Consider the following 26,314-nt stretch of genomic DNA (forward strand, 5'->3'; position numbering starts at 1 on the left):
AACGGGGGAGGGCGGTGGCACGCCGGCCCCGGCGTGCCACCGCCCCCCACCTCTCAGAACACGGCCACGGGCGCGACCGGGCTGCCCGTCGCCCCGGCGAACGGCTCCGGCGTCGCCGACAGCAGGAACGCGTACCGTCCGGTTTCTCCACAGGCTGTGGACAACTCTTCGAGATTCCAGTTCTGGCCCTGGAGCATCCCCATCTCCACCAGGTCCAGGGCGTGCACGGGCAGCCACAGGTCCTCGATCTCGGGCGGGAAGATCTCGAACGTCAGCGTGTCGTTGGCGACGGCGGCCACGTCGCGGGCGTGGAACCACTGCGGGGTGCGCACCGAGAGGCCCGGCGACGGATAGCCGTACCCGTGCTTGTCCCCGGCGAGGTACACCTGCACCTGGCCGGTCCGCACCAGCACGATGTCCCCGGCCCGCACCGCCGTCCCGGCCAGTTCCTCGGCCGCGTCGAGGTCCTCGGGCGTGACCGCGTGGCCGCCCGCCAGCCGGTCCGCGCCGCGCGCGCGGGCCACGTCCAGCAGCACCCCGCGCGAGACGATGTGCCGGGCCCTGTCGATCCCGCCGAACCCGGCGCCGCCGTGCGCGGTCACGGTGTCCGCCGGGCGGCCGTTGTACACCTTCCCCGAGTGCGAGACATGGGTGAGCGCGTCCCAGTGGGTGCCCGCCTGCAGGCCCATGGTCACCGCGTCGTCGCTGCACGCGACGGTTCCCGGCCCGAAGAGTTCCTGGTTGATCTGGACCATGACGTGCATCGGGTTGACCCGGCCCGGGATCATGCCGGTCTGCACGCCGTCCTGCCGCAGCGGGAGGGCGAGCGGGACCCGGCGGCCGGTGCGGACGGTCGCCGCCGCCTCCCGCACCACCTCGTCGGTGATCAGGTTCAGCGTGCCGATCTCGTCGTCGGTGCCCCAGCGCCCCCAGTTGTTGACGCGCTTGGCGATGTCGTGGAACTCGGCAGGCAGTGACATCGGTTCCTCCCCGGGGCTTGTGTCCGCGCATCCGACGCGCCATAAAATCTAACGGTCCGTCAGAAACCGCGGGAAGGGGCCGGCGTGGGGAACTTCTTGGCAGGCAAGGTCGTCGCCGTGACCGGCGCGGGGCGTGGCATCGGACGGGCGGTCGCGCTGGCCGCGGCGACCGAGGGCGCCAAGGTCGTCGTCAACGACCACGGCGTCTCGGTCGACGGCGGATCGCCCACCAGCGAGGTCGCCGAGGCCGTCGTCAAGGAGATCGAGGCGGCGGGCGGGGACGCGGTCGCGGTCGCCGACGACATCTCCACGATGGCGGGCGGCCTGCGGGTCGTGGACACGGCGGTGTCGTCGTACGGCCGTCTCGACGGGGTCGTGTGCGTGGCGGGGATCCTGCGCGAGCGGATGCTGTTCAACATGACCGAGCAGGAGTGGGACCCGGTGGTCGCCACCCACCTCAAAGGCACGTTCACGGTGTTCCGGGCCGCGTCGGCGGTGATGCGCGCCCAGCGGTCCGGCACCCTGATCGGCTTCACCAGCGGCAACCACCAGGGCTCGGTCTCGCAGGCCAACTACAGCGCGGCCAAGGGCGGGATCATCTCGCTGGTGCGCAGCGCGGCGCTCGGCCTGCACAAGTACGGGGTGACCGCGAACGCCGTGGCGCCGGTGGCCCGGACCCGGATGTCGGCCGGAGTGCCCACGGAACTCGCGGAGATCGGCGAGCCCGAGGACGTCGCGGCGTTCGTCGTCTACCTGCTGTCGGACGCGGCACGGGACGCGGGCGTCACCGGGCAGGTGTACACGGTGGCCGGGCCGAAGATCGCGGTCTGGGCCCAGCCCCGGGAACTCCGGGCCGCGTACGCCGCCGAGGGGTCCTGGACGCCGGAGGCGATCGCGCGGGCCCTGCCGGGGAGCGTCGGGGTGGATCCGATGCCGATGCTGGCGCGGCTGACGGCGATGGAGGCGGCCGCGCGAGCGGGTGAGCGGCCGAACGCCTAGGAAGCCGGGGCGTGCGGGCGCTGTTCGTTCTCTTTCATTCACTCGGGAGGTCACCGTGGAGTTCGGGTTCGCGCCGGAGGACGACGCGTTTCGCGGCGAGGTCCGAGCCTGGCTCGACGCGCACGCCACAGCCGCTGCCGACCGGCGCGGCTGGGAGCGTGCCCTCGGGGCCGCCGGATGGATCGGGCTCGGATGGGCGGAGGGCGGGTACGGCAACCGGACCGCCACGCTCACCCAACAGGTCGCCTGGGCCGAGGAGTACGCGAGGTCGGCCGCCCCGCCGCGCTCCGGGCACATCGGCGAGAACCTGCTCGCCCCGACCCTGATCGCCCACGGCAGCGCCGGGCAGAAGGCCCGCTTCCTGCCCGCCGTCGCCGCCGGTGAGGAGCTGTGGTGCCAGGGCTACAGCGAGCCCGGCGCCGGGTCCGACCTCGCCGGCGTGCGGACCGCGGCCGTACGCGAGGCGGACGGCTACCGCGTCACCGGACAGAAGATCTGGACCTCGCTCGCGCACGAGGCCGACTGGTGTTTCGTGCTCGCCAGGACCGAGCCCGGCTCCCGGCGCCACCACGGCCTCAGCTTCCTGCTGGTGCCCATGGACCAGCCGGGCCGCATAGAGGTCCGCCCGATCCGCCAGATGACCGGCACCAGCGACTTCAACGAGGTCTTCTTCGACGGGGCGCACGCGCGCGCGGAGCACGTCGTCGGCGGCGAGGGCAACGGCTGGCGGGTGGCCATGAGCCTGCTCGGCTTCGAGCGCGGGGTCTCCACCCTCGCCCAGCAGATCGGGTTCGCCGAGGAGCTGGGACGGGTGGTCCGGGACGCCGTGGCGACCGGGGCCGCCGACGATCCGCTGGTACGGGCGCGGCTCGTACGACAGTGGGCCGAGCTGCGGGTGATGCGCTGGAACGCCCTGCGCACGCTCGGCGGTCCGGCCGCCGAACCCGGCGCGCCCAGCGTGGCCAAGCTGCTGTGGGCGGGCTGGCACCAGCGGCTCGGAGAACTCGCGGTGCTGGTGCGGGGCGCCGGCGCGAGCATCGGCCCGGCGGACTGGTCGGCCGCGGCGCCCTACGAACTGGACGCCGCCCAGCACCTGTTCCTCTTCTCCCGGGCCGACACCGTCTACGGCGGCTCGGACCAGGTACAGCGCACGATCATCGCCGAGCGGGTGCTCGGTCTGCCGAGGGAACCGAAGGGGGTCGAGTCGTGATGCGCGCGGTGCTGTTCGACGGGAAGCAGGTGCGGGTCGTCGACGACCTGGACGTACGGGAACCGGAAGCCGGTGAGGTGCTGGTCTGCGTGGCGGCGGCCGGGCTGTGCCACAGCGACCTGTCCGTGGTGGACGGGACCATCCCCTTCCCCGTTCCCGTGGTGCTCGGGCACGAGGGCGCCGGCGTGGTGGAGGCGGTCGGCGCGGGAGTCACCCATGTGGCGCCCGGCGACCATGTCGCGCTGTCCACGCTCGCCAACTGCGGTGCCTGCGCCGACTGCGACCGCGGGCGGCCCACCATGTGCCGCAAGGCCATAGGACGCCCGCGGAAGCCGTTCACGCGGGGCGGCCGGGCCCTCTACCAGTTCGCGTCCAACTCGGCCTTCGCGGAGCGCACGGTCGTCAAGGCCGTGCAGGCGGTCCGGATCCCGAAGGACATCCCGCTGACCTCGGCCGCCCTCATCGGCTGCGGCGTGCTCACCGGCGTGGGCGCCGTACTGAACCGGGCCCGTGTGGACCGCGGCGACACCGTGCTGGTCATCGGCACCGGCGGGATCGGGCTCAACGTCATCCAGGGCGCCCGGATCGCGGGCGCCCTGCGGATCGTGGCCGTGGACGCCAACCCGGCGAAGGAGGAGACGGCCCGGCGGTTCGGCGCGACCGACTTCCTGACCTCGACGGAAGGCGTCCGCGACCTGCTGCCGACCGGCGTCGACCACGCCTTCGAGTGCGTCGGCCGGGTCGAGCTGGTCCGGCAGGCCGTCGACCTGCTGGACCGGCACGGCCAGGCCGTCCTCCTCGGCACCCCCGCCGCCACCGCCGAGGCGTCCTTCGTCGTCGCCTCGATGTTCCTCGACAAGTCCATCCTCGGCTGCCGCTACGGCTCCTCCCGCCCCCAGCGCGACATCGCCCTGTACGCCGAGCTGTACCGGCAGGGCCGCCTGATGCTCGACGAACTGGTCACCGCCACCTACCCGGTGGAGGACTTCGAGAAGGCCCGCGCCGACGCGGAGGCGGGCCGGGTGGCCAGGGGAGTCCTCACGTTCTAGACCGGACACGGCCGGACGGTGGCGTGCCGCGGAGTGCCGGCGGGCCGTCAGCGGACCGCGGCGGCCCGGAAGGTCCGGCGGTAGGCGGTCGGGGTGACGCCGAGCGCCGACTGGAGGTGCTGCCGCATCGACTGCGCCGTGCCGAAGCCGGAGTCCCGGGCCACCCGGTCCATGGACAGCCCGGTGGACTCCAGGAGGTGCCGGGCGCGTTCGACGCGCTGCTGGGCGAGCCACTGGCCGGGGCTGATGCCGGTCTCCTCGCGGAAGCGGCGCGTGAAGGTCCGTACCGACATGGCCTCCTGCCCGGCCATGTCCCGCAGCTGGATGGGCTCGTGCAGGCGGTCCAGGGCCCAGGCGCGGGCGGCCGCGGTGCCGGCGACCTGCGGGTCGGGGACCGGGCGGTGGATGTACTGGGCCTGGCCGCCGTCCCGGTGCGGCGGTACGACGGTACGGCGGGCCACCTCGTTGGCGACGGCGGTGCCGTGGTCGCGGCGGACCATGTGCAGGCACAGGTCGATGCCGGCCGCCACCCCGGCGGACGTCAGCACGTCCCCGTCGTCGATGAACAGGACGTCCGCGTCGACCCGGACCTGCGGGAAGAGCCGCTGGAGATGGTCCGCCTCGGCCCAGTGCGTGGTCGCCGGGCGGCCGTCCAGGTAGCCGGCGGCGGCCAGCACGTAGACGCCGGTGCAGATGGAGGCCAGCCGGGTGCCGGGGCGGATCAGGGCGAGCGCGGCGGCCAGTTCGGGGGTGAGGACGCCCTGCTCGAAGACCGGGCCCAGCTCGTACGAGGCCGGGACCACCACCGTGTCGGCGGTGGCCAGCGCCTCCGGGCCGTTCGGCACGTGGACCGCGAAGTCGGCGTCCGTCTCGACCGGCCCCGGCGGCCGCACCGAGCAGGTCACGACCTCGTACAGGTGCCGTCCCCGGGCGTCCTTGGGCCGGCCGAAGATGCGGTGCGGGATGCCCAGCTCGAACGGGAGCAGGCCGTCCAGGGCGAGGACGACGACTCGGTGCGGGCGGAACCCGGGACCACGGCTCATGGCCCGATCCTAGCGAACACTGTCCTCCGGGCCACTCGATGGAGTGAACCCGCTGCCCGAAGCTGTAGGGCGTGACCCAGACAAGCGAAGCCGCAGCACCCGTCGAGGCTCCGGAGCCCGCCCGTCCGCCGCGCGTCCACCGTGCCTGGTTCGTCGCCGCCGTCACCTTCGTCACGATCATCGGCGCGGCCGCCTTCCGCTCCCTGCCCGGCCTGCTCATCGACCCCCTGCACCAGGAGTTCGGCTGGTCGCGCGGCACGATCGGCGCGGCCGTCTCCGTCAACCTCGCGCTGTACGGGCTCACCGCGCCGTTCGCGGCCGCCCTGATGGACCGGTTCGGCATCCGCCGGGTGGTGGCCGTGGCCCTGACCGTCATCGCGGTCGGCGCGGGGCTGACCGTGTGGATGACGACGGCCTGGCAACTGCTGCTGTGCTGGGGCCTGCTGGTCGGCCTCGGCTCCGGCTCGATGGCCCTGGCCTTCGCCGCCACGGTCACCAACCGCTGGTTCACCACGCGGCGCGGCCTGGTCAGCGGCATCCTCACCGCCGGGTCCGCCTCCGGTCAGCTGATCTTCCTGCCGCTGCTGTCCTGGATGGTCGAGCGCCACGACTGGCGCCCGGCCGCCGTCACAGTCGCCCTGGCCGCCCTCGCGGTGGTCCCGTTCGTCTGGCTGCTGCTGCGCGACCACCCGGCCGACGTGGGTCTGAAGCCCTACGGCGCGACGGAGTTCGTGCCGAAGCCGGCCCCGGTCACCGGAGCCGCGCGCCGGACCGTCGGGGTGCTGCTGTCCGCCGTCCGCACCGGCCCCTTCTGGCTGCTCGCCGGCACCTTCGCGATCTGCGGGGCCTCCACCAACGGCCTGGTCCAGACGCACTTCGTGCCCGCCGCGCACGACCACGGCCTGCCGGTCACCACGGCGGCCTCGCTGCTCGCGGTCATCGGCGTCTTCGACGTCGTCGGCACGATCGCCTCCGGCTGGTTCACCGACCGCTTCGAGGCCCGGCGGCTGCTCGCCGTCTACTACGCCCTGCGCGGCCTGTCCCTCCTGTTCCTGCCGATGCTGCTGGGCCCCGCCATCCATCCGCCGATGATCTTCTTCATCGTCTTCTACGGCCTGGACTGGGTCGCCACCGTCCCGCCCACCCTGGCCCTGTGCCGGGAGCACTTCGGCGACGACAGCGCCATCGTCTTCGGCTGGGTGCTCGCCTCCCACCAGATCGGCGCGGCCCTCGTCGCCTACCTAGGCGGAGTCGCCCGTGACACCTTCGGCACCTACGACATGGTCTGGTACGCCTCCGGCGCGCTGTGCGCGGCGGCGGCCCTGATGGCCCTGGTCATCCGCCGCCGCCCGGCCGCCCTCACGCCCGCCCCGGCCGTCTAGCCGAGCGGCCCGAGCCCGGTGAACCGGCCCCGGTGGAACAGCAGCGGTCCGCCGGGGGCCTCGGCGGCGCCCAGCGCGTCCACCCGGCCCACCACGATCAGGTGGTCGCCGCCGGTGTGGACGGCGTGGACCGTGCAGTCGATCCAGGCGGCGGCGCCGGCCAGGCGGGGTGCGCCGGACACCGGGGACGGGTCGTGGGCGACGCCCGCGAACTTGTCCGCGCCGCTCACCGCGAAGGCGCGGCACAGCTCGCCCTGGTCCGCGCCGAGGACGTTGACGCAGAAGACGCCCGCGCGGGCGATGCGCGGCCAGGTGGCCGACGTACGGGCGACCATGAAGCAGACCAGCGGCGGATCGAGGGAGAGCGAGGAGAAGGACTGGCAGGCGAAACCGGCGGGGGCGGACTCGCCCTCGGCGGCCGGCGCGGTGATCACGGTCACCCCGGTCGCGAAGTTCCCCAGCACCCGCCGGAACTCCGCCGGATCCACCGGCGCCCGCTCGTCCGCACCCACACACCGCAACTCCGGCCGCGGCAGCACCTCCACGGCCCCCGGAGCGGGCCCCGGCGAGGAAGCCGACCGGAGATAACGGACAGCGGCGGCGGCCGCTCCTGCGTGTCCCATCACGGACTCATTGAAGCTGACAGGGCATCAGATGGGAAGGGGGTGCGGGACGCCCTCCGACCGCTTCGTACGCTGCGTCCATGGGGTGGGAAGAAGTACTCGGGCGGGGCGGGACGCGCGAGCGGTCCGGCGGGCGACGGCCGGTCTGGTCCGGCGGCGATCTGGGCGCGGCGGTCGCGGTGGCCACGGCCCAGCTGCCGGCGGCCGCACTGCTGACGTACATCGACCGCTCCGGCCGTGACGACTACGGCGCAGGCAACGGCGGTGCCCTGGGAGCTGCGTTCCTGCTGTTCCTGGCCCCCTTCCTGCTGCCGCTGCTGGGCGTCGCGCAGGCGTTCCTGCTCGCCCTGCCCTCCGTGGTGGCGGCCCGGCTGGCGGGCCGGCGCCTGGGCGGCCCGTCCTGGCCGTGGTACCTGGCGGCGCCCCTGGTGCCGGCCGCTCTGTGGAGCGCGGTCCTCGCGTCGCTCGGGGCCTGGCCGTTCACCGAGGCGTTCGCGGTCCTGGCCGCACTGGGCGTGCTGCCGACGCTCGGCGTCGGCTGGGTCCGGCGGCGCGCCCTGCGCCCTTCGGCCCTCTGGTGGCGGGCCGCCGGCGGCTCGTTCGTGCTGGCCGTCCTCACCTTCGCCGGCGGGGTGCTGGCGTCCGGGGCGGGCCTGGTCCCGCAGTACGAGCCGCCGCGGCTGACCACCGCCCAGCTGACCGGGGTCTGGCGGGACGGGAACGGCGCCGAGCTGCGGCTGCGCGCCGACGGCAGCGCCGAGGCCGTCGGGCTGCCCGCCGAACCGGCGGCCTTCACGGACGACTTCGCCGCCACCGAATACGTCGTCTGCACGGGATCCGGTACCTGGGCGCCCCACCGGACCTGGCGCGACGGCGTACTGGTCGGACTGGACGGGGGCTGCGGCCGGGACACCCAGTGGTCGGTCGGCGGCAGCGCGGACCGGCCCCAGCTCTTCGTGCTCTTCGGCGACCCGGACGCGGGCACCCTGAGGATTCTCCGGCGGGGGTAGCCCCGGCCGGCCTCACCGCCCGTGGAACTCCGGGCTCCGGCGTTCCACGAAGGCGCGCAGACCCTCCTGGGCGTCGTGGGTCGTCATGTTGATCTCCTGGGCGGTGGACTCGGCGGCGAAGGACGAGGTGCGGTCGGCGTCCAGGGATGTGTTCACCAGGTGCTTGGTGAGGGCGAGGGTCCGGGTCGGGCCGGACGCCAGGCGGGCCGCCCAGTCGTGTGCCGTCCCGGCCAGCTCCTCGTCCGGCACGACCCGGTTGACCAGGCCGAGGCGTTCGGCGTCCGCGGCGGACAGGGCGTCGCCGAAGAACATCAGCTCCTTGGCGCGGTGCGGGCCGATCAGGCGCGGCAGGAGGTAGGCGCCGCCGCCGTCGGGGACCAGGGCGCGGCGGACGAACACCTCGATGAACCGGGCGGATTCGGCGGCCAGGACCAGGTCGCAGGCGAGCGCGAGATGGGCGCCGAGGCCGGCCGCGGTGCCGTTGACCGCCGCGATCACCGGCTTCTCGCAGTCCATGACGGCGACGATCAGACGCTGGGCGCCGCGCCGGACGGTGCGGGCCACGTCACCGGGCAGGCGGTCGGCCGTGGCGGCGCCGCCACGCAGGTCGGCGCCCGCGCAGAAGCCGCGGCCGGTGCCCGTGAGGACCACCGCGCCGATCCCCGGGTCCGCGGAGGCCTCGTCGAGGAGCCGGACGACGTGGTCCCGCTGGCCGGGCGTGAGGGCGTTGAGGGCGTCGGGGCGGTCGAGGGTGAGGTGGGCGACCCGCCCCTCGGTCAGGTACCGGACGGTGTCCATCAGCGGCACACCGCCAGCGCGTCCAGCGCCACCGCGCCCTGCCCCTCGGGCAGCACCATCAACGGGTTGATGTCCAGCTCGGCGAGGTGGTCGCCGAGTTCCAGGGCCATCCGCTGGACGCGCAGGATCACCTCGACCAGCGCTTCGAGGTCGGCCGGCGGCCGTCCCCTGACCCCGTCCAGCAGGGGCCGTCCGCGCAGTTCGGCGAGCATGTCCCGGGCCTGCTCCTCGCCGAACGGCGGCACCCGTACCGCCGTGTCGTGCAGGACCTCCACCAGGACCCCGCCGAGCCCGACGGTCACCGTCGGCCCGAACAGGGCGTCGTGCGTGACCCCGGCCACCATCTCCACGCCCCGCTCGACCATCTGGCAGACCAGGATCCCGTCGAGGGCGACGCCCTCGTAGCGGGCGATGTCGGTCAGCTCCCGGTAGGCGTCCCGGACCTGGCTCGCGGAGGTCAGCCCGACCTTCACCAGGCCCAGCTCGGTCTTGTGGGCGATCTGCGCGCCGGACGCCTTCATCACCACCGGGTAGCCGACCAGGCCCGCCGCGCGCACGGCGGCGGCCGCGCTGGTCACCAGCTGCTCGCGCGGCACCCGGATGCCGTAGGCGCGCAGCAGCTGCTTCGCCGCGTGCTCGCTGAGCTGCTGACCCGGCCGCATCAGCGCGAGCGCCTTGCGGTACGAGGGCGACGGCGTGCGCGGGGCCTCGTCGAAGGGGGAGTGGTACGAGCGGACGAAGCGGTGGTGGTCGAGGTAGGCGCGGACGGCGGTGAGGCAGTTGCCGACCGTGCGGAAGGTGGCCACCCGGGAGGAGCCCAGCAGGACCTCGCGGTAGGCGGGTTCGGTGCCGACCGGTGACCCCCACACCACGCACACCAGCTTGTCGCTGGCCTCGGCCGCGTCGACCAGGTCCCGCACCAGCCGGTCGCTGAGCGGCGGGAAGGGGCCGGTGACCGGGCAGATCAGCACGCCGACCGCCGGGTCGGCGAGGATCGCGTCGATGATCTTCCGGCCGCGCCAGTCGCCCACCGGATGACCGCCGTTGTCGACCGGGTTGGCCACGCTCAGGTACTGCGGTATCCACTGGTGCAGCTCGGCCTGGCGCGCCTCGGACAGCACCGGCAGCTTCAGCCCGAGACCGGACGCCAGGTCGGCTACGTGCGCGCCGGTGCCGCCCGAGATCGAGTAGACGACCACGCCGTCGGCGCGCGGTGCCCGTGCGCGGGCCAGCAGGGCCGCGGTGTCCTGGAGTTCGTCGAGGCCGTCGACGCGGATCACGCCGTACTGGCGCAGGGCCGCGTCGATCACGTCGTCGGCGCCGGTCAGCTTGCCGGTGTGGGAGGCGGCGGTGCGGGCGCCGGCCTCGGTGCGGCCGACCTTCACGGCGACCACCGGCACCTCGCGGCGGGCCGCGCGGTCGGCGGCCAGCAGGAAGGCGCGGCCGTCCTTGAGGCCCTCCACGTAGCAGGCGATGGCGCCGACCTCGGGGCGTTCGGCGAAGTAGGAGATGAAGTCGGCGGTCTCCAGGTCGGCCTCGTTGCCGGTGGGTGCCCAGTGCGAGAGGCGGATGCCGAGTTCCTGGGCGGCGAAGACGGGCCGGCCCTGGTGCCCGGACTGGGTGATCAGCGCGATCGCCGGCCCCTCCAGGTCGTCCCGGAACCGCTCGAAGGCGTTCAGGTTGGTGTTCGGGCCGAGCAGCCGCAGTCCCGAGCGGCGCACGGCGGCGGCGAGCCGGACCTGGGCGGCGGCCCCCTCCTCGCCGGTCTCGGCGAACCCGGAGGCGAAGACCACGGCGAACCGCACCTTGGCCTCGGTCAGTTCCTCGATCACCGGGAGGGGGTCGGCGACCAGGAGCACGGCGAGGTCGATCTCCTCGGGCAGGTCGGCCACGGACGCGGCGCAGGGGATGCCGAAGACCGAGGGCCGGGTCGGGTGCACCGGATGCACCCGGGCCCCGACCCGCTCCGCCCAGTCCAGGAGCTGCCGGGTGATGCCGGTGTTGGGCCGTCCCTCGGTGTCCGAGGCGCCGATCACGGCGACCGACCCGGGCCGGAAGAACCGGTCCAGGTCGGGGACGTCCGCGTACAGCGGTCGTCCGCTGACGTCCTGTTCGTCCGTGTCGGCCGTCCGGCCGTGGACGGCGGGCCCGGGTCGCTGCTCACCGCAGGCGATGACCCGGGCCCGGCGGGAGTCGGTGGTGAGGGTGCCGTGGGTTGATCCAAGCATCGTTCCGCCCGCTCCTGTGTGACAGCCCAATAAACTGACGCTGTGTCAGATTACTGAACTGACGCAGCGTCAGGAACTGGTCTGCACGCAAAGTCGACGCGGAAAGTGCTTCTCGCCCCGGTTTCCGCCCCGGTCCGGCCCGGCGCGGACGGGGCCGTCACCGCCCCTGGGCCGCCCGCTGCCGCCGGGCGACGGCCTTAGCGATCCGCTCCGCGTCGATCGCCATCTCCCGGAACATGCCGCTGATGGGGTTGGTGTAGCCGGTGAAGTACAGGCCGGGGGCGTTCTTCGGGGCGCGGGGCCCGTGGGCGACCGGCAGCCCGTGGCCGTCGAGGACGTCGAGGTGGCCGACCAGGCTCTCCAGCCCGCGCGCGTACCCGGTCGCGGCGATCACCGCGTCGGGGGAGAGCAGGGTGCCGTCGGCGAGGACGGCCTTGCCGTCCTCGAAGCCGTCGAGAGCGGCCACGACCTCGACCCGGCCCTCGCGCACCGCGTCCAGGAGGCCGACGTCCAGGACCGGGACGGCGCCCTGCCCGACCCGGCTGAGCAGGCCGCTGTCCGGGCGGGGCAGGCCCTGGGCGGCCAGGTCCGGCACGCTGGCCCTGGCCATCGCGCGGGCCAGCCGGTCGACGAGCGGCACCGGCAGGCGTCGTATCAGGATCGCGTTGTACTGGGCGGCCCAGCCGGCCACCGAGCGGCGCACGATGTGCGGGACCGTGCGGACGGCGAGCCGCACCCGCGCGGCGCCGCCCTCCGCCAGGTCGACGGCGATCTCGGCGCCGGTGTTGCCCGCGCCCACGACCAGGACGTCCTGGCCGGCGAACGGCTCGGCGTTGCGGTATGCGCCGGCGTGCAGGAAGTGCCCGTCGTAGCCGTCCGTGCCGGGCCGGACGGGGATGCGCGGGGTGTGGTTGAAGCCGGTGGCGACCACCACTGCGGAACCGGTCAGCTCCCGGCCGCCGGAGGCGTGCAGCAGCCAGCCGTCGCCCTCGGCCGCGCGCTCCACCCGGGAGACCTCGACGCCGGTGACGATCTCCAGTTCGTGGTGCTCGGCGTACTTCTCCAGGTAGCGCACCACGTCGTCGCGGGCCACCCAGCGGCCGAAGCGGCGCGGCATCGGCAGTCCGGGCAGGGCCGAGAGGCGGCGGGTGGTGTGCAGCCGGAGACGGTCGTAGTGCCCGCGCCAGGAGGCGCCGACCTCGTCGGACTTCTCCAGGACGACGGCGCGGACGCCCCGGGCCCGCAACGCGTATGCGGCGGCGAGCCCTCCGGGGCCGGCGCCGATGACGTAGACGGGTGAGACGGTGGGGGGAAACGCGACCATGGACGGGAGCGTAATCACGCGTTACGTTGATGGGTCTCGGTCAAGACCGGAATTGGTTGCGGATTGATCACACCCGTAGGAGAAGTGGGTGGGACGTGTGGCGTAGCCCACGTGGTCCGAACGGAAACGGCCCATTCCCGGCGGGCTTCGGCCGGCTCCGCCCGTCATCCTCTGGGCCGTCGCGCTGATCTGACGTACCGTCAGAATCATGGATGCGACGAGCGCGCCGGCCGCCCGGCGGTACGACCTCCCCGAACCGGACGCCTTCACCCGCCCCTACTGGCAGGCGGCGGCCGAGGGACGGCTCCTGATCCGCGGCTGCGGCGCCTGCGGCCGCGCCCATCACTACCCGCGGGAGTTCTGCCCGCACTGCTGGAGCGAGGACGTCACCTGGCGGCCCGCGACCGGCCGCGCGGTCCTCTACACCTGGTCCGTCGTGCACCGCAACGACCTGCCGCCCTTCGGTGACCGCGTCCCCTACGTCGCCGCCGTGGTCGACCTGGCCGAGGGTCCGCGCATGATGACCGAGCTGGTGGAGACGCCGGAGCCGCGCGCCGGACTGGAACTGGAGGTCGTCTTCCGCGCGGGCGTACCGGTGTTCCGTCCCGCGGCGCGCTGAGGGAGCGGCGGGCGCGGACCGGGGGTGCGGTCTGGGCCGCCGCTGGGCACAGAGGTTTCAATGGCCCCATGGCCCAGACCGACGAACAGCCCGCCGCCCACCGCTCCGACGCCGCTCCGCACGGCCACGGCCTGCGCCTCGACCACTGGGACCCGGACTCGCCGGACCATGCCGAGGCCTGGCTGCGCGGCCGCACCGACCTGGAGTTCCTGCGCTGGAACACCCCGCTGCAGCCGGACATCGACCTCGGCGGGGCCCGTGCCGCCCTGCTGCGGCAGCAGGACCAGGCGGCCGCCGGAGGCTGCGCGCCGTACCGGATCGCGGACGCGGAGAGCGGCGACACCCTCGGCCACATCGGCATCAACATGATCGACCGGGTCTCCCGCACGGCCCGGGTCGGCTACTGGGTGCTGCCCGAGGCGCGGGGCCGCCGGGTGGCCACCCACGCCCTGGCCCTGGCCGCCCGCCTCACCTTCACCGACCTCGGCCTCCACCGCCTGGAACTGGGCCACGCCCTCGGCCACGAGGCGTCCTGCCGGATCGCGCGGACCTGCGGTTTCCCGTACGAGGGGACCCTGCGGGGCGCGATGTTCGAGGCGGGCCGGCCGCACGCGTTCCGGGACGCCCACCTGCACGCCCGCCTGGCCTCGGACCCGGAGCCGCCGCTCGGATAAAGCACGTGCGGGACGCGGCGTGCGGCGCGATCATCGACCATGGCCCCCGACACCACCGCAGCCCGGCCGGCCGGCGCGCCCGGCTGGCACTTCACCTCCGACGTGAGCGCGTTCCTCGCCCGCGCGGAGGAGTTCCTCGGCTCCCGCCCGGACCTGCACACCGTCCACCTGACGGTGACCCGGCAGCTGCGGCAGCGCGGTGCGCCGGCGTACGGCGACGCACCGCCGTTCCTCGGCCACCTGACCCGGGCCGACGGCAGCGTGGCCGCGGCCCTCCTGCACACCCCGCCGTACGCCCTGCGCACCACCCGTCTGACGGCCGCGGAGAGCGAGTCCCTGGCCGAAAGGCTGCACACCTCGGCCACCCGTTCTCCGCGTTCGCCGCGGAACGCGAGACGGCGCAGGCGTTCACCGCGGCCTGGGAGCGGCGCACCGGGACGCCCGGCACGCTCCGGGACCTCGAACGGCTGTACAACCTGGACGAGTTGACGGTCCCCGCCCCGGCGCCCGGCGGCCGGGCGAGGGTGGCCGGACCCGCCGACCGGGAGCTGCTGATCCGCTGGCACGACGGCTTCGTCGCCGACGCGGGCGTCCAGGGCGTCCGGAACAGCGCGGACTGGGCGGACTTCCGGCTCTCGTACGGCGGCGTCACCCTGTGGGAGACCCCCGACGGCACCCCGGTGTCCATGGCGGGCGTGACCCCCACGGTCGCCGGGCAGGCCCGGATCGCTCCCGTCTACACCCCGCCCGGGCTGCGCGGCCGCGGCTACGCCGGCGCGGTGACCGCGGAGGTCAGCCGGGCCGCCCTGGCGCGGGGCGTCGGCCGGGTGCTGCTCGTCACGGACCTCGCGAACCCGACGAGCAACGCGCTCTACCGGCGCATCGGTTACCGGCCGGTGGCCGACTGGGCGGTGTACGGCTTCGGGGAAGCGGCGTAGGGCCTCACGGCCACAGCAGCTGCTTGCGCCAGCTCCCGTCGCCCTCGCCGACGTACCGGAGGCGGACGTGCCGGCGCTCCGGATCGCCCTGGAAGAACTCGGCCTCCTGCGGGCGCAGCCGGTAGAGGGTCCAGGTCGGCGAGGGCGCGGCCGGGTCGGCGCGGGCCCGCTCCCAGGCCGCCTCCGACTCCTCGCGCAGCTCCTCCAGCGAGGCCAGGAGCCCGCTCTGCCTGCCGGTGAGCGCCGCCGCGAGGGCGCCCGTCGAGCGGGCGTGCAGGTCCGCCTGGCCCTCCTCCCACGGGGCGGCGGTGACCGGCCCGCGCAGCCGGACCTGGCGGCCCAGGACCGGCCAGTAGAAGGCCAGCGCCGCGTACGGCCGGGCGCTCAGGTGGTGGCCCTTGCGGCTGGTCAGGTGCGAGGCGAAGGACCAGCCGTCGCGGTCGGCGCCGTGCAGCATCACGATCCGCACGTCCGCCCGGCCCTCCTCGTCCGAGGTCGCCAGCGACACGGTGTGCGGTTCCGGCTGCCCGGCCGCCACCGCGTCCGCGAACCACGCGGTGAAGAGCGTCAGCGGGTCGTCCGGCGCCGACGACGGGTCGAAGGGCCGCAGTTCGGTGGTCTCGGGGGACCAGACCCGGAGCGACCTCAGGAGGGCGTGAAGATCCGTTGCTGCCATGTGCCGAGTATCACTCGGGGACCCCCGCGGCCGCCCCGGCAGCACGTCGTGCGGTGTCCCGGCCTGCCCCGAGGGACCCGGCCGCCGGACTCGCGGGCACAACCGGGCGAATTCCTGCGAACACCTGTGCCCCGGGCCCACACTGTCCGGCATGAGGGGACCCAGGACCGTGAGAGTGGGCGTACGGCACGTGCTCGGCGACGGCGGGCGGCCCAGGGCGCGGACGGTCACCTGGGCCGCCCGCGACTTCCGGCTGGTCCGGCCGGCGGCTGGCCGGGACCGGGTCGAGCTGGAGTGCCCGGTCTGCTCGGCCGCGCTCCTCGCCGAGGTCCGCGACCACGTCCGCACCCGGCGCACCCGGCTGACCTGGGCCGCCGGCTGCGTCCTCGCCCTGGTGCTGTCCGCCGCCTCGCTGGCCTATGCCGTCCACCAGAGCGGCCGCACCCTTCCGGCCGGGCAGTCGCCGCCGCCGTTCCTCCCGGTCGGCGCGGCCGTCCTGACCCTGGTCGCCGCCGCCGTCGCCTGGGCGGTCGCCCGCAACCACGTCGGCGTCCGCCTGGTCGACGCCCCGGGGCCCCGCCGCGGCCACCGGATCGTGCCGGTGCGCGGCTGAGGCGGCTCCCGGTGCCGGGCCGCGCCGGTGTCCGGGCCCGCCCGCGGTGTCACCCGCGGCCCAGCACCACCGTGCCCGAGGAGCAGAACCAGCCGCCGGTCCCCGACGCCACCCCCAGCTCCGGCAGCCCGCCGTCCGCCCGGCGCACCTGCCGGTCACCGGCCTCGCCGCGCAGCTGCCGTACCGCCTCGACCAGCAGGAACAGGCCCCGCATGCCCGGGTGCTGGGCCGACAGGCCGCCGCCGTCCGTGTTCACCGGGAGCGCGCCGCCCGCGACCCGCAGCCGGCCCTTCTCCACGAACGCGCCGCCCTCGCCCTTCGCGCAGAAGCCGAGGTCCTCCAGCGTCACCAGCGTCATGTACGTGAAGGCGTCGTAGATCTCGGCGAAGTCCATCTCCGACGGCCGGACGCCCGCCCGCCGGAAGGCGAGCCCGCCGCTGACCGCCGCCGGGGACACCGTGAAGTCCTCCCACTGGGACATGGCCGCGTGCGAGACGTGCTCGCCCGTCCCCAGCACCCAGACCGGCCGCGTGCGGCAGTCCCGGACGTACTCCTCGGCCGCCAGCAGCACCGCCGCGCCTCCGTCCGAGCGGATGCAGCAGTGCAGCTTGGTGAAGGGGTCCGCGATCATCGGGCCGGACAGGACCTCGTCGACGGTGACCGGGGTGCGGAACATCGCCTCCGGGTTGAGCGCCGCGTTGGCCCGCGCCTGGACGGCGACCTCCGCCAACTGCTCGATCGTCGTGCCGTGTTCGATCATGTGGCGGCGGGCGGCCATGGCGTACTTGGCGATGAGCGTGTGGCCGTAGGGGACCTCGAACTGGAGCGGGCCGCCGGCGCCGAAGGACAGATTGCCGGTCCTGCGGCCCGCCTTGACGTCGGCGCGGGCCGTGGAGCCGTAGACCAGCAGGACCGCGCGGGCGCGGCCGGCGGCGATCGCGTCCGCCGCGTGGGCCGCCATGACCTCCCACGTCGAGCCGCCGACCGAGGTGGAGTCGACCCAGGTGGGGCGCAGGCCCAGGTACTCGGCCACCTCCACCGGGGCCAGGGTGCCGAGGCCCGCCGACGCGAAGCCGTCGACGGCCTCCCGGCCGAGGCCCGCGTCGGCGAGCGCGCGGCGGGCCGCCTGGGCGTGCAGGGCGTAGGCGGTGGCGTCGTCCACGCGGCCGCAGTCGGACAGGGCCACGCCGACGACGGCGACCTTGCGGGGTCCGGTCATGGATCTGACGGTACATCAGATCCGGTTCCCCTCCACCCCTGTGCATCTGCATCCGCTGCCCCTAGCATGACGGGCCGTCAGATCGTCAGGAGGTCCGGTCATGGACGCCCGCTTCACCGACGAACAGGACGAGATCCGGCGCGCCCTGCGCGAACTGCTCCGCAAGCGGTGCGGGACCAAGGACGTACGGGCCGCCGCCGACCTGCCGCGGGGCCACGACCCCGCCCTGTGGACCGCCCTCGGCGAACAGCTCGGCCTGCCCGGACTCGCCCTCCCCGAGGCGTACGGCGGAACCGGCTGCTCGGCCACCGAAGTCGCGCTCGTCGCGGAAGAGTTGGGGCGGGACCTCGCGCCCTCGCCGTTCCTCGCCACCGCCGTCCTCGCCGCCCCGCTGCTGCTCGCCCTCGGCACCGACGCCCAACGGGCCTCCCTGCTGCCGAGGATCGCCCGGGGCGGCCTCACCGCCGCCCTCGCCGTCCCCGGCGACCGGCTCGGCACCGCCCTGGCGCTCACCGGGCCGGGCGGCGGCGACTGGGCGGGCGGCGGACGGGCCGGCGGCGTCCAGGCACGGCACCGGGGAGAGCGGTGGCAGCTGTACGGCGAGGCCGACCAGGTGCTCGACGGACACAGCGCCGGGCTGCTCCTGGTCCCGGCGCACACCGGCGGCTACGCCCGCTCGCGCATCCAGCTCTTCCTGGTGGCCGGGGACGCCGACGGCCTCGTACGGACCCGGCGCACCACCCTCGACCCGACCCGCCCGCAGGCCAGGATCCAGCTGCGCCACGTGGCCGCGGAACCGCTGGGCGACGCGGACACCGACGTCCGGCCGGCGCTCGCGGCCCTCGGCGACTTCGTGGCCGCCGTGCTCGCGGGCGAAGCGGTGGGGGCCGCCGAGCGTGCCCTGGAGCGGACCGTGGCGTACGTCGGGCAGCGGGAGCAGTTCGGCCGGGCCATCGGGTCGTTCCAGGCCGTCAAGCACCGGCTGGCCGACGTGCACGTGGCGGTGCGGGCGGCCCGGTCGGCCGCCTACTACGCGGCCTGGGCGACGGCCCACGGGGAACCGGCCGGCGCACTGGCCCTCGCCCAGGCGCTGGAGGCGCTGCGGTCGGCCGCCGCGGAGGGGATCCAGCTGCACGGCGGGATCGGGTTCACCTGGGAGCACGAGGCGCACCTGTTCTTCAAGCGGGCGGCCGGGGACGAGCTGCTCTTCGGGCCCGTGCACCGGCTGCGCGCGCGGGCCGCCGACGCGGCGGGGCTGTTCGGGGGACGGGAGGTGGCGGTGTGATCGGCGAACGGCTGGTGCAGAGGGTCTCCGCGACCCGGGGGTTCGCCCGGGTGGCCCCGCACGTGGTCCCGGCCCTGGACCGGGCCGTGCACCGGCTCAGCCGCGGCCGGACGCTGCTCAGCACCCGGATGCTGCCCGGCGTGATCCTCACCTCCACCGGCGCGCGCAGCGGCCTGCCCCGCCGTACGCCGCTGGCGTGCATGCCCGCGGGGGACGGCTGGTTCCTCGTCGGCTCCAACTTCGGGCGCACCGGCCATCCCGCCTGGACGTACAACCTCCTCGCAGGGCCGGCCGCCGAGATCAGCTGGAAGGGGCGGGACGTTCCCGTCACCGCCCGGCTGCTGCACGGGGCGGAGCGTGCGGAGGCCTGGCGGCTGCTGCTCGCGTTCTGGCCGCCGTACGCCGCCTACCAGGACCGCGTGGACCGCGAGATCCGCGTCTTCCGGCTCGACAGGACGTAGGGAGCGGGGACCGTTACGAGGGAAGCGCGCGAGGGGAGCGGTCGCGGGGGCCGGTCGCGGGGCGGGGAGAATCCATCCCATGGACGACGTGGACCGGAAGATTCTCGCCGAGCTTCAGCAGGACGGGCGGCAGACCGTGACCGAGCTGGCCGGGCGGGTGCGGCTGAGCGTCTCGCCGTGCCACCGGCGGCTGCGCGAACTGGAGCGGTCGGGGGCGATCAGCGGGTACCGGGCGGTGGTGGACCCGGCGTCCGTGGGGCTGCCGTTCGAGGCGCTGGTCTTCGTCTCCATGCGGCAGGAGGACCGGGACACGGTCGCCTGCTTCGAGCGGGCGCTCGCGGAGATCCCCCATGTACTGGACGCGCAACGGCTGTTCGGTGAGCCCGACTACCTGCTGCGGGTGGTCACCGCCGACCTCGCCGCCTTCCGGCGGCTCTACGACGAACGGCTCGCGACCCTGCCGGGCGTGCAGCGCCTCACCTCGACCCTGGTGATGAAGCACGTCGTCCGGGACCGTGCGCTGCCGGCGTGACCGGACAGGTCGCGCGACAGGCGGCGGTCCACCTCCGGTGAACCACCGCCTGCCAGACAGGACGCGCGGCGCGGACTACTTCGCGGGCTTCTTCCCGGTCACACCCAGATGCACCAACAGGGCGAGGTTCGGCTTGAGTTCGGCCTGCTTCACACCCCAGGACTGGAAGCCCTTCTGGTGCGAGGCGACCGCCGCGAGCATCGCGACCAGCGAACCGGCCACGGCCGCCGGGTTCACGTCCTTGTCGACCTTGCCCTTGGACTGCAACTCCGTGATGGAGTCGGTCAGGGAGTTGTTGACCGAGTTCAGGATCTTCATACGGATCTTGTAGAACCGTTTGTCCCCTTCGGCCGCGCCGAGGTCGACCACGCGCAGGATCGCGTCGTTCCTGCGCCAGAACTCCAGGAAACCGTCGACGAGTTCCTGGGCGGTCGCCCAGCCGGCCTTGCCGACCCAGGAGCGCCCGGCCAGCAGCTCGGTCAACTGGCCGCCCTCGGCGGCCATTTCCTCGGCGACCTCCAGGACGGCACCCTCGACGTCCGGGAAGTACTGGTAGAAGGTCGCGGGCGAAGTGCCCGCCTTCCGGGCGACATCGATGACCTTGACGTCCCGGTACGGGGAAGAGCTGAGCATCTCGCTGAGGCAGTCGAGCAGCTTCTGCCGGGTCGCCTGCCCACGCCGACCGGCCACGCGGCCGTCGACGGTACGCACTTGTCCTGTCATGCCGTCAGCTTACCGAGGGGTGATCGGAGCGCGATTCGGCCGACTGCAAATGGGGTGCACCGGTGTATGAGGGGTGCGCGGGCGGCGATACCCCAGGTGGTGCGGCTGGTCTGCGGGGTGCGAGCGGGGCGGTTACTTTGACGACATGGCCGAAAACAGGACATCCGAATACACAGAGGGCGTCCCGTGCTGGGTGGACGTACAGCTTCCCGACGTCGAGGCGGGCAAGCGCTTCTACGGCGGGCTCTTCGGGTGGACCTTCGAGGACGCCGGGGGCGGAGCCGCGTGGGCGCGGCTCGACGGCGCGGGCGTGGCCCGGCTGGCGCGGAAGCGGGACGGCCGGATGCCCACCGTCTGGACGGTCTACTTCGCGACCCCGGACATCGGGGACCTCGCCCGCCGGATCCTCGCCGCGGGCGGCCAGATCGTGAACGCGCCGGTCCCCGTCCGCGATCTCGGCACCGCGGCCCTCGCCGCCGACCCGCAGGGCGCCGTCTTCGGCCTGTGGCAGGCGGCGGCCCACCCCGGCTTCGGTGTCCGGCACGCGCCCGGCACCTTCGCCTGGGCGCAGCTCTACACCAGCGACACCGGCGCGGCCAACGTCTTCTACGGGCAGCTCTTCAACGAGGCCCTGTTCGGCGCCGGCGCCCGGCCCGACTTCGGCCGCGCGCCGGTGACCGACGTGTTCGCGGCCGGGATGCCGTCCCAGTTCGTCGTCCACTTCCGCACCGGGGACGTGGCGGCCGCGGTCGGGGCCGTACTGGAGCTGGGCGGCCGGGTCCAGGCGCCGCCCTTCGAGACGTCGTACGGAAAAGTGGCCGTCGTGACCGACAATCAGGGGGCGTCCTTCGCGCTGCTGCAACGCTGAGGCCGGAAACGGTCGGCTCTCGGCGGAAAAATGTCTCACTTTGTCACGTGACACCCCGATTGGTCGCCGGGTTCGCAACCTGCGCCCAGGCCAGGAAGAATCGGGGTGCGTGCCGCCACGGCGGTGCGGTGGTGAGACGCTGCACGGGGTCGCGTACATATGTGGGTGGACGTGGTCCGTACGGGGAGGTGGCAGGCTAGTGGTGGATCAGCTGACGCAGCACGATCCGCGGCGGATCGGGCCGTTCGAGGTGCTGGGACGGCTGGGGGCCGGCGGCATGGGGCTGGTCTATCTCGCGCGCTCGGCGTCCGGCCGGCGCGTGGCGATCAAGACGGTCAGGACCGAACTCGCCGAGGACCAGCTGTTCCGGGTCCGCTTCACCCGTGAGGTGGAGGCGGCCCGCGCGGTCTCCGGCTTCTACACGGCCGCCGTGGTCGACGCCGACCCGCGGGCGGCGGTGCCGTGGCTGGCGACCGCGTACGTGCCCGCGCCCTCGCTGGAAGAGATAGTGAACGACTGCGGGCCGCTCCCGGCCCAGGCGGTCCGCTGGCTCGCGGCGGGCGTGGCGGAGGCGCTGCAGTCCATCCACGGCGCCGGGCTCGTGCACCGGGACCTGAAGCCCTCCAACGTCCTCGTCGTGGAGGACGGCCCCCGCGTCATCGACTTCGGCATCGCCTCCGGCGTCTCGAACACCCGCCTGACCATGACGAACGTCGCGGTGGGCACCCCCGCGTACATGTCCCCCGAGCAGGCGAAGGACTCCCGGTCCGTGACCGGCGCGAGCGACGTCTTCTCCCTCGGCTCCATGCTGGTCTTCGCCGCCACCGGCCACCCGCCCTTCCACGGCGCCAACCCGGTCGAGACCGTCTTCATGCTGCTGCGCGAGGGCCCGGACCTCGAAGGACTCCCGGAGGAGCTCCGGCCGCTGATCGAGTCCTGCATGCAGATGGAGGCCACCGGCCGTCCCAACCCGGCCGACCTCCAGGCCCAGCTGGCCCCCCACCTCTTCGGCTCCGGCTCCGACGACAGCGGGACGGCGTCCGCGTGGCTGCCCGAGAAGGCGGTCGCGCTGATCGAGTCCCGCCGCGGCGGCCGCCCGCCCGTGAAACCCGCCGCCGGCCCGTCCGGCGGCCGCAGCGGCGGCCGGCTCGCCGTGCCCCCGCCGCCCTCCTACGACCCCGTCGTCCCGGCCCCGGTCCCGGTCGGCGCCCCCGACTCCGGTCCGGTCCGGCTGGCCGGCGCCAAGGTGCCGATCGGCCCCGGCCCGCGGGTCGCCGACGCCCGCGCCGCCGCCGTCAAGGCGCCCCCGCCCGAGACCGGCCTGGTGGCCAGCTGGTCCCGGCCCCACCCCGGCGTCAACGGCGTCGACCCCGCCGCCCCGGCCGTGCCCGCGCTCCCGCCGGAGACCGCCTCCGGCTGGCGGCCCTGGCGGTTCCGGATGTCCAACGACGTCTGGGGCACCCCGGCCGTCGACGGCGACCTCGTCTACGTGACCTCCTTCGAGGTGCACGCCCTCGACGTCGCGACCGGCCGGCGCCGCTTCAAGACCCGTGACGTGGCCTGGTCCATGGCGGTCGCCGAGGGCCGCATCCACGCCTCCGACGGCCCCACCCTGTTCGCGCTCGAAGCCCGCGAGGGCGGCGACCTGTGGCGACTGTCCACCGACGCCTGGGTGTACGCCCTGCGCGCCGAGCGCGGCACCCTGGTCACCGGCACCCGGGGCGGCGGCGTCCAGGCCTGGGAGGCCGCCACCGGGCAGAAGCTCTGGGAGCTGTCCGGCGCGCAGACCGACTTCGAGGCCCCCGAGTCCGGGCCGTCCCTGCACGAGGGCACGGTGTTCGTCTGGCAGGACGCCCGCCTGCGGGCGCTGGACGCCCGTACCGGCGACGAGCGCTGGTCCTACCCCATCGGCGACGCGGCCTCCTGCGGCGGCGTCCCGGTCCGGCTCACCCACGCCCCCGACGGCTTCGTGTACGCCGCCGCGGGCAGCCGTGTCATCGCCCTGGACGCCGCGACCGGACGGGTGCGCTGGCACTTCGAGGCGCCGGCGGTCTTCCTCGCCCCGCCCGCCTTCGTGCCCGGCCCCGCGGTCGCCGGCGGCGGTGTCTACCTCGCCGACTACCTCGGCACCGTGTACGCCCTGGACGCCACCGACGGCCGCGACCGCTGGCGCATCGCGACCGAGGCCCGCTCCTCGGTCGAGCCGGTCCTCGTCGCCGCCGGGCACGTCCACGTCGGCAGCGGCAAGGGCCTGTACACCCTGGACGCGGTCACCGGGACGCCCAAGTGGCGTTTCCAGGCGGGCGGCGACGTGGTGGGCGCGCCCGCGGTGGCGGAGGGCCGGATCCACTTCGGCTCCACCGACCACCTCCTCTACACGCTGAAGGCCGACGACGGCCGGCTGCGCTGGAAGCTGGCGACCGGCGGGGAGATCACCGGCTCGCCGGTGGTGCGGGACGGGGTGGTGTACGCGTGCAGCAAGGACCGCTGCGTGTACGCGCTGGACGCGGAGAAGGGCACGGGGACGGCGCGCACGGGGTGAGGGGTGCGTTCGGTCCGCGGGCGGGTGCGGGTGCGTGGGGGTTCCTCGCGCAGTTCCCCGCGCCCCCACAGGGGCGCTGCCGCAGGGGGAGTCTCAGCGGATCCGCGGGGTCGTGCGCGGCCGGTTCGCGAACAGGTCGGACTGGCGGTCGGCCGGCAGGTTGCCCAGGGTGATGAGGTGCGGCGCCATCCCGTACCCCCGTTCGCGCGCCGCCTCCTTCGCCGCCCACAGCGCCCGCACGCTCCCCTGCACCCCCTCCGCCGGATACCCGGCGATCACGGTCGCGCACCGCACCGCCGCCTCCAGCGCCCCTCCGGCGGCCGTCACCTCGGACACCAGACCCACCTCGTACGCCCGCCGCGCGGAGACCCGTTCGGCGTTGCCCATCAGGACCAGCCGGGCCACCTCCCCGTACGGCATCCGCTGCGCCATCAGCACCGACTCGTAGGCGCTGACCATGCCGTAGGAGGTGTGCGGGTCGAAGAAGCTCGCGGTCTCGTCGGCGACGACGAAGTCCGCCTCCCCGAGCAGGTAGAAGGCGCCTCCGCAGGCCATCCCGGCGACCGCGGCGATCACCGGCTTCCACAGGTCGTTGGTCTTCGGGCCGATGGCGATCAGCGGATCGTCCTGGCTGTAGGGCGACGTGGGCTGCGGCACCGCCGCGTCCCGGTCCAGACCGGTGCTGAAGGCGCGTCCGCCCGCACCGGTGAGGACGACGGCCCGCACGGTGTCGTCGAAACGCAACGCCCGCCAGACGTCCGTGAGTTCGGCGGCGGTGGCGAGGTCGACGGCGTTGAGGCGTTCGGGCCGGTCGAGGGTGACGACGGCGACCCCGGTGTCCTCGTCGGACGCGACGCGCAGGGTCACGGCCGCTCCAGGACCCACTGCGGAAGTCCGTCCGCGAACACCGCCTGCACCCGGGCGCCGATCCGGATCCGGTCGGGGGAGAGGGAGTCGAGGGCGGCGCCGGCGGCGCTGACCAGGTTGCCCACCAGCCGCACCCGTGGCGCGTCCGCCAGCTCCACGACCACCACGTTGTACGGCGCCTGCGCCGCGTAGTCCGGGAGGAGCGGCGGGTGCGGGACGACGTACGACCAGATCCGGCCGCGTCCGCTCGTCGGCCGCCACTCGCTCGCGAAGGACTGGCAGTGCGGGCAGCACGGCCGGGGCGGGAAGCGCGGCTCGTGGCAGTCGGCGCAGGTCTGGACGCGGAGTTCGCCGAGCGCCGCGTACTCCCAGAACGGCGCGCCGTCGGCGTCGATGGCCGGTCGCAGCATCTCAGCTCCTGTTGGTGAGGAGGAGGGCGGAGGTCGGCACGCCCTCGCCCGCGGTGACCAGGCAGGTGGCGGCGCCGGGCACCTGGGCGGTGCTGGTGCCGCGCAGTTGCTTGACGCCTTCGGTGATGAGGTTGAAACCGTGGACGTAGGCCTCGCTGAGCCCGCCGCCGCCGGTGTTGACGGGCAGCCGTCCGCCGATCTCCAGCGCGCCGCCCTCGGTGAAGGACCCGCCCTCGCCGCGCCCGCAGAAGCCGTACCCCTCCAGGGAGAGCGGGATCAGCGCGCTGAAGGCGTCGTAGATCTGGGCGACGTCGACGTCCTCGGGGGTGAAGTCGGCGTGCTTCCACAGGTGCCGGGCGGCCGTCCAGGCGGGGCCGGTGAGCGGGTCGTCGTTCCAGTAGTTGACCATCCCGTGGTGCTGGGCGGGCAGGCCCTGGGCGGCGGAGTGGACGTACACGGGCCGCCGGGCGCAGTCGCGGGCGCGCTCCCTGCCGACCACCACGCAGGCCAGCGCCCCGTCCGTCTCCAGGCAGTTGTCGAAGAGGCACAGGGGCTCGCTGATCCACCGGGAGGTCATGTACATCTCGCGGGTGAGCGGGCGGTCGTACATGACGGCGGCGGGGTTCTGGTTGGCGCGGTTGCGGCAGGCGAGGGCCACGTTGAAGAGGTGGTCGCGGGTGGCGCCGTACTCGTGCATGTAGCGGCGGGTGAGCATGGCTATCTCGTCGGCGGGCCGGAGCAGGCCGAAGGGCCGGGTCCACTGGGCCGGGGTGGGCAGCTGGACGGTGGTGTTGGTCCAGGGCCGGGGCCCGCTGCCGCGTTTGCGGGACCGCCAGGCGACCCCGACCGAGGCCTGTCCCGAGGCGATGGCGGCGGCGAGGTGCGCGACGGTCGCGCAGGAACCCCCGCCGCCGTACCCCACCTTGCTGAAGAAGGTCAGGTCCCCGAAGCCGACGGCCTTGGCCAGTTCGACCTCGTCGGTCTCCTCCATGGTGAAGGAGGCGAGGGCGTCGACCTCGCCGGGTGCGATCCCGGAGTCGTCCAGGGCGGCGAGGACGGCGCGGCAGGCGAGGGTCCGCTCGTCCTCGTCGAGCCGCTTGGCGAAGCGGGTCTGTCCGATCCCGACGATGGCGGTGGCGTCCCGGATCCCGGCCATGTGCACACCTCCACGATGCCGAAGGGCTGCTGACAGTCCGTCAGGCTACAGCTAATCTGACGTACCGTCAGCTATGCGTTCTGTG

General features: G+C 74.3%; 27 protein-coding genes. 15 read left to right on the plus strand and 12 right to left on the minus strand.

The window, feature by feature from the left end:
- Positions 1–53: 53 nt before the first annotated feature.
- A complete protein-coding gene (locus tag ACIQOE_RS27800) occupies positions 54–980 on the minus strand; it encodes a cyclase family protein (protein ID WP_401414376.1) in 927 nt (308 codons plus the stop codon).
- Between the two features lie 84 nt (positions 981–1,064).
- Between ACIQOE_RS27800 and ACIQOE_RS27805 the strand changes: the two genes are divergently transcribed.
- The 3 genes from ACIQOE_RS27805 to ACIQOE_RS27815 are packed head-to-tail and all read left to right on the plus strand — an operon-like array spanning position 1,065 to position 4,238.
- Positions 1,065–1,979, plus strand: a complete 915-nt coding sequence (locus ACIQOE_RS27805; RefSeq protein WP_401414378.1) for an SDR family NAD(P)-dependent oxidoreductase — start codon at positions 1,065–1,067, stop codon at positions 1,977–1,979.
- Between the two features lie 55 nt (positions 1,980–2,034).
- A complete protein-coding gene (locus ACIQOE_RS27810; protein WP_401414380.1) occupies positions 2,035–3,189 on the plus strand; it encodes an acyl-CoA dehydrogenase family protein in 1,155 nt (384 codons plus the stop codon).
- A complete protein-coding gene (locus ACIQOE_RS27815) occupies positions 3,189–4,238 on the plus strand; it encodes a Zn-dependent alcohol dehydrogenase (RefSeq protein ID WP_351321285.1) in 1,050 nt (349 codons plus the stop codon). Before ACIQOE_RS27810 ends, ACIQOE_RS27815 begins: the two co-directional genes overlap by 1 nt.
- Before the next feature lie 47 nt (positions 4,239–4,285).
- Here the strand turns inward: ACIQOE_RS27815 and ACIQOE_RS27820 are convergent, their stop codons facing one another.
- Positions 4,286–5,281 carry a helix-turn-helix domain-containing protein gene (locus ACIQOE_RS27820; protein WP_351321283.1) on the minus strand — a complete coding sequence of 332 codons (996 nt, stop codon included), beginning with the start codon at positions 5,279–5,281 and terminating at the stop codon, positions 4,286–4,288.
- 71 nt (positions 5,282–5,352) lie between these two features.
- On the opposite strand from ACIQOE_RS27820, the gene ACIQOE_RS27825 reads away from it, so the two are divergent.
- Positions 5,353–6,663, plus strand: a complete 1,311-nt coding sequence (locus ACIQOE_RS27825) for an MFS transporter (protein ID WP_401414382.1) — start codon at positions 5,353–5,355, stop codon at positions 6,661–6,663.
- Here ACIQOE_RS27825 and ACIQOE_RS27830 read toward each other — a convergent pair.
- On the minus strand, positions 6,660–7,286 hold the full coding sequence (locus tag ACIQOE_RS27830) for a flavin reductase family protein (protein WP_401414384.1): 627 nt from the start codon (positions 7,284–7,286) through the stop codon (positions 6,660–6,662). The two genes, ACIQOE_RS27825 and ACIQOE_RS27830, sit on opposite strands and share 4 nt — an antisense overlap.
- Positions 7,287–7,366: 80 nt before the next feature.
- Here ACIQOE_RS27830 and ACIQOE_RS27835 point away from each other — a divergent pair, with 80 nt between their 5' ends.
- Positions 7,367–8,296, plus strand: coding sequence for a hypothetical protein (locus tag ACIQOE_RS27835; RefSeq protein WP_401414386.1), 930 nt, complete (start codon positions 7,367–7,369; stop codon positions 8,294–8,296).
- A 12-nt stretch (positions 8,297–8,308) separates the two neighbouring features.
- Here ACIQOE_RS27835 and ACIQOE_RS27840 read toward each other — a convergent pair whose 3' ends face one another.
- From ACIQOE_RS27840 to ACIQOE_RS27850, 3 genes are all read right to left on the minus strand, one after another.
- A complete protein-coding gene (locus tag ACIQOE_RS27840) occupies positions 8,309–9,094 on the minus strand; it encodes an enoyl-CoA hydratase/isomerase family protein (RefSeq protein ID WP_401414388.1) in 786 nt (261 codons plus the stop codon).
- Positions 9,094–11,322, minus strand: coding sequence for an acetate--CoA ligase family protein (locus ACIQOE_RS27845; RefSeq protein ID WP_399012556.1), 2,229 nt, complete (start codon positions 11,320–11,322; stop codon positions 9,094–9,096). Before ACIQOE_RS27845 ends, ACIQOE_RS27840 begins: the two co-directional genes overlap by 1 nt.
- A 157-nt stretch (positions 11,323–11,479) precedes the next feature.
- Positions 11,480–12,646, minus strand: a complete 1,167-nt coding sequence (locus ACIQOE_RS27850) for a flavin-containing monooxygenase (protein ID WP_401414390.1) — start codon at positions 12,644–12,646, stop codon at positions 11,480–11,482.
- A 208-nt stretch (positions 12,647–12,854) separates the two neighbouring features.
- On the opposite strand from ACIQOE_RS27850, the gene ACIQOE_RS27855 reads away from it, so the two are divergent.
- From ACIQOE_RS27855 to ACIQOE_RS27870, 4 genes are all read left to right on the plus strand, one after another.
- The gene (locus ACIQOE_RS27855) at positions 12,855–13,265 is read left to right on the plus strand and encodes an OB-fold domain-containing protein (RefSeq protein WP_351321271.1); all 411 of its coding nucleotides are present in this window, start codon (positions 12,855–12,857) and stop codon (positions 13,263–13,265) included.
- Positions 13,266–13,333: 68 nt separating this feature from the next.
- Positions 13,334–13,939, plus strand: coding sequence for a GNAT family N-acetyltransferase (locus ACIQOE_RS27860; RefSeq protein ID WP_351321269.1), 606 nt, complete (start codon positions 13,334–13,336; stop codon positions 13,937–13,939).
- A gap of 39 nt (positions 13,940–13,978) precedes the next feature.
- A complete protein-coding gene (locus ACIQOE_RS27865) occupies positions 13,979–14,428 on the plus strand; it encodes a hypothetical protein (RefSeq protein WP_401414393.1) in 450 nt (149 codons plus the stop codon).
- A complete protein-coding gene (locus ACIQOE_RS27870) occupies positions 14,425–14,877 on the plus strand; it encodes a GNAT family N-acetyltransferase (protein ID WP_401414395.1) in 453 nt (150 codons plus the stop codon). Before ACIQOE_RS27865 ends, ACIQOE_RS27870 begins: the two co-directional genes overlap by 4 nt.
- Before the next feature lie 4 nt (positions 14,878–14,881).
- Here the strand turns inward: ACIQOE_RS27870 and ACIQOE_RS27875 are convergent, their stop codons facing one another.
- Entirely contained in the window at positions 14,882–15,553 is a 672-nt protein-coding gene (locus ACIQOE_RS27875) for a pyridoxal 5'-phosphate synthase (RefSeq protein WP_401414397.1), read from the minus strand.
- A 151-nt stretch (positions 15,554–15,704) separates the two neighbouring features.
- Between ACIQOE_RS27875 and ACIQOE_RS27880 the strand changes: the two genes are divergently transcribed.
- Positions 15,705–16,166: a hypothetical protein gene (locus ACIQOE_RS27880; protein ID WP_365565328.1), complete on the plus strand. Its 462-nt coding sequence runs from the start codon at positions 15,705–15,707 to the stop codon at positions 16,164–16,166.
- A 49-nt stretch (positions 16,167–16,215) separates the two neighbouring features.
- On the opposite strand, the gene ACIQOE_RS27885 is transcribed toward ACIQOE_RS27880, so the two are convergent.
- A complete protein-coding gene (locus ACIQOE_RS27885) occupies positions 16,216–17,385 on the minus strand; it encodes a thiolase C-terminal domain-containing protein (RefSeq protein WP_351321262.1) in 1,170 nt (389 codons plus the stop codon).
- A gap of 100 nt (positions 17,386–17,485) precedes the next feature.
- Here ACIQOE_RS27885 and ACIQOE_RS27890 point away from each other — a divergent pair, with 100 nt between their 5' ends.
- The 3 genes from ACIQOE_RS27890 to ACIQOE_RS27900 all read left to right on the plus strand — a co-directional run bounded on the left by ACIQOE_RS27890 (position 17,486) and on the right by ACIQOE_RS27900 (position 19,663).
- On the plus strand, positions 17,486–18,670 hold the full coding sequence (locus tag ACIQOE_RS27890; protein WP_401414400.1) for an acyl-CoA dehydrogenase family protein: 1,185 nt from the start codon (positions 17,486–17,488) through the stop codon (positions 18,668–18,670).
- Complete coding sequence (locus tag ACIQOE_RS27895) at positions 18,667–19,131, plus strand: nitroreductase family deazaflavin-dependent oxidoreductase (RefSeq protein WP_365565334.1); 465 nt, start codon at positions 18,667–18,669, stop codon at positions 19,129–19,131. Before ACIQOE_RS27890 ends, ACIQOE_RS27895 begins: the two co-directional genes overlap by 4 nt.
- 79 nt (positions 19,132–19,210) lie before the next feature.
- Positions 19,211–19,663: an Lrp/AsnC family transcriptional regulator gene (locus tag ACIQOE_RS27900; protein WP_362644678.1), complete on the plus strand. Its 453-nt coding sequence runs from the start codon at positions 19,211–19,213 to the stop codon at positions 19,661–19,663.
- A gap of 75 nt (positions 19,664–19,738) precedes the next feature.
- On the opposite strand, the gene ACIQOE_RS27905 is transcribed toward ACIQOE_RS27900, so the two are convergent.
- Positions 19,739–20,374, minus strand: a complete 636-nt coding sequence (locus ACIQOE_RS27905; RefSeq protein ID WP_351321514.1) for a TetR family transcriptional regulator — start codon at positions 20,372–20,374, stop codon at positions 19,739–19,741.
- Between the two features lie 157 nt (positions 20,375–20,531).
- On the opposite strand from ACIQOE_RS27905, the gene ACIQOE_RS27910 reads away from it, so the two are divergent.
- Positions 20,532–21,254, plus strand: a complete 723-nt coding sequence (locus ACIQOE_RS27910; protein WP_401414402.1) for a VOC family protein — start codon at positions 20,532–20,534, stop codon at positions 21,252–21,254.
- A gap of 199 nt (positions 21,255–21,453) precedes the next feature.
- On the plus strand, positions 21,454–23,796 hold the full coding sequence (locus tag ACIQOE_RS27915; RefSeq protein ID WP_351321252.1) for a PQQ-binding-like beta-propeller repeat protein: 2,343 nt from the start codon (positions 21,454–21,456) through the stop codon (positions 23,794–23,796).
- A 93-nt stretch (positions 23,797–23,889) separates the two neighbouring features.
- Here the strand turns inward: ACIQOE_RS27915 and ACIQOE_RS27920 are convergent, their stop codons facing one another.
- The 3 genes from ACIQOE_RS27920 to ACIQOE_RS27930 are packed head-to-tail and all read right to left on the minus strand — an operon-like array spanning position 23,890 to position 26,229.
- A complete protein-coding gene (locus tag ACIQOE_RS27920; RefSeq protein WP_401414404.1) occupies positions 23,890–24,663 on the minus strand; it encodes an enoyl-CoA hydratase/isomerase family protein in 774 nt (257 codons plus the stop codon).
- Complete coding sequence (locus tag ACIQOE_RS27925; protein WP_399012564.1) at positions 24,660–25,073, minus strand: Zn-ribbon domain-containing OB-fold protein; 414 nt, start codon at positions 25,071–25,073, stop codon at positions 24,660–24,662. Before ACIQOE_RS27925 ends, ACIQOE_RS27920 begins: the two co-directional genes overlap by 4 nt.
- Before the next feature lies 1 nt (position 25,074).
- Positions 25,075–26,229, minus strand: coding sequence for a lipid-transfer protein (locus ACIQOE_RS27930; RefSeq protein ID WP_401414406.1), 1,155 nt, complete (start codon positions 26,227–26,229; stop codon positions 25,075–25,077).
- Positions 26,230–26,314 lie beyond the last annotated feature (85 nt).

The organism is Streptomyces sp. NPDC091282 (assembly GCF_044757385.1).
GTDB lineage: Bacteria > Actinomycetota > Actinomycetes > Streptomycetales > Streptomycetaceae > Streptomyces > Streptomyces gramineus.

What these genes read in the sequence shown, in the direction of transcription:
- ACIQOE_RS27800 (WP_401414376.1), bottom strand. Translation starts at nt 980, where the DNA reads ATGTCACTGCCTGCCGAGTTCCACGACATCGCCAAGCGCGTCAACAAC.
- ACIQOE_RS27815 (WP_351321285.1), top strand. Translation starts at nt 3,189, where the DNA reads ATGCGCGCGGTGCTGTTCGACGGGAAGCAGGTGCGGGTCGTCGACGAC.
- ACIQOE_RS27820 (WP_351321283.1), bottom strand. Translation starts at nt 5,281, where the DNA reads ATGAGCCGTGGTCCCGGGTTCCGCCCGCACCGAGTCGTCGTCCTCGCC.
- ACIQOE_RS27830 (WP_401414384.1), bottom strand. Translation starts at nt 7,286, where the DNA reads ATGGGACACGCAGGAGCGGCCGCCGCCGCTGTCCGTTATCTCCGGTCG.
- ACIQOE_RS27835 (WP_401414386.1), top strand. Translation starts at nt 7,367, where the DNA reads ATGGGGTGGGAAGAAGTACTCGGGCGGGGCGGGACGCGCGAGCGGTCC.
- ACIQOE_RS27840 (WP_401414388.1), bottom strand. Translation starts at nt 9,094, where the DNA reads ATGGACACCGTCCGGTACCTGACCGAGGGGCGGGTCGCCCACCTCACC.
- ACIQOE_RS27845 (WP_399012556.1), bottom strand. Translation starts at nt 11,322, where the DNA reads ATGCTTGGATCAACCCACGGCACCCTCACCACCGACTCCCGCCGGGCC.
- ACIQOE_RS27850 (WP_401414390.1), bottom strand. Translation starts at nt 12,646, where the DNA reads ATGGTCGCGTTTCCCCCCACCGTCTCACCCGTCTACGTCATCGGCGCC.
- ACIQOE_RS27855 (WP_351321271.1), top strand. Translation starts at nt 12,855, where the DNA reads ATGGATGCGACGAGCGCGCCGGCCGCCCGGCGGTACGACCTCCCCGAA.
- ACIQOE_RS27860 (WP_351321269.1), top strand. Translation starts at nt 13,334, where the DNA reads ATGGCCCAGACCGACGAACAGCCCGCCGCCCACCGCTCCGACGCCGCT.
- ACIQOE_RS27865 (WP_401414393.1), top strand. Translation starts at nt 13,979, where the DNA reads ATGGCCCCCGACACCACCGCAGCCCGGCCGGCCGGCGCGCCCGGCTGG.
- ACIQOE_RS27875 (WP_401414397.1), bottom strand. Translation starts at nt 15,553, where the DNA reads ATGGCAGCAACGGATCTTCACGCCCTCCTGAGGTCGCTCCGGGTCTGG.
- ACIQOE_RS27880 (WP_365565328.1), top strand. Translation starts at nt 15,705, where the DNA reads ATGAGGGGACCCAGGACCGTGAGAGTGGGCGTACGGCACGTGCTCGGC.
- ACIQOE_RS27885 (WP_351321262.1), bottom strand. Translation starts at nt 17,385, where the DNA reads ATGACCGGACCCCGCAAGGTCGCCGTCGTCGGCGTGGCCCTGTCCGAC.
- ACIQOE_RS27890 (WP_401414400.1), top strand. Translation starts at nt 17,486, where the DNA reads ATGGACGCCCGCTTCACCGACGAACAGGACGAGATCCGGCGCGCCCTG.
- ACIQOE_RS27900 (WP_362644678.1), top strand. Translation starts at nt 19,211, where the DNA reads ATGGACGACGTGGACCGGAAGATTCTCGCCGAGCTTCAGCAGGACGGG.
- ACIQOE_RS27910 (WP_401414402.1), top strand. Translation starts at nt 20,532, where the DNA reads ATGGCCGAAAACAGGACATCCGAATACACAGAGGGCGTCCCGTGCTGG.
- ACIQOE_RS27925 (WP_399012564.1), bottom strand. Translation starts at nt 25,073, where the DNA reads ATGCTGCGACCGGCCATCGACGCCGACGGCGCGCCGTTCTGGGAGTAC.
- ACIQOE_RS27930 (WP_401414406.1), bottom strand. Translation starts at nt 26,229, where the DNA reads ATGGCCGGGATCCGGGACGCCACCGCCATCGTCGGGATCGGACAGACC.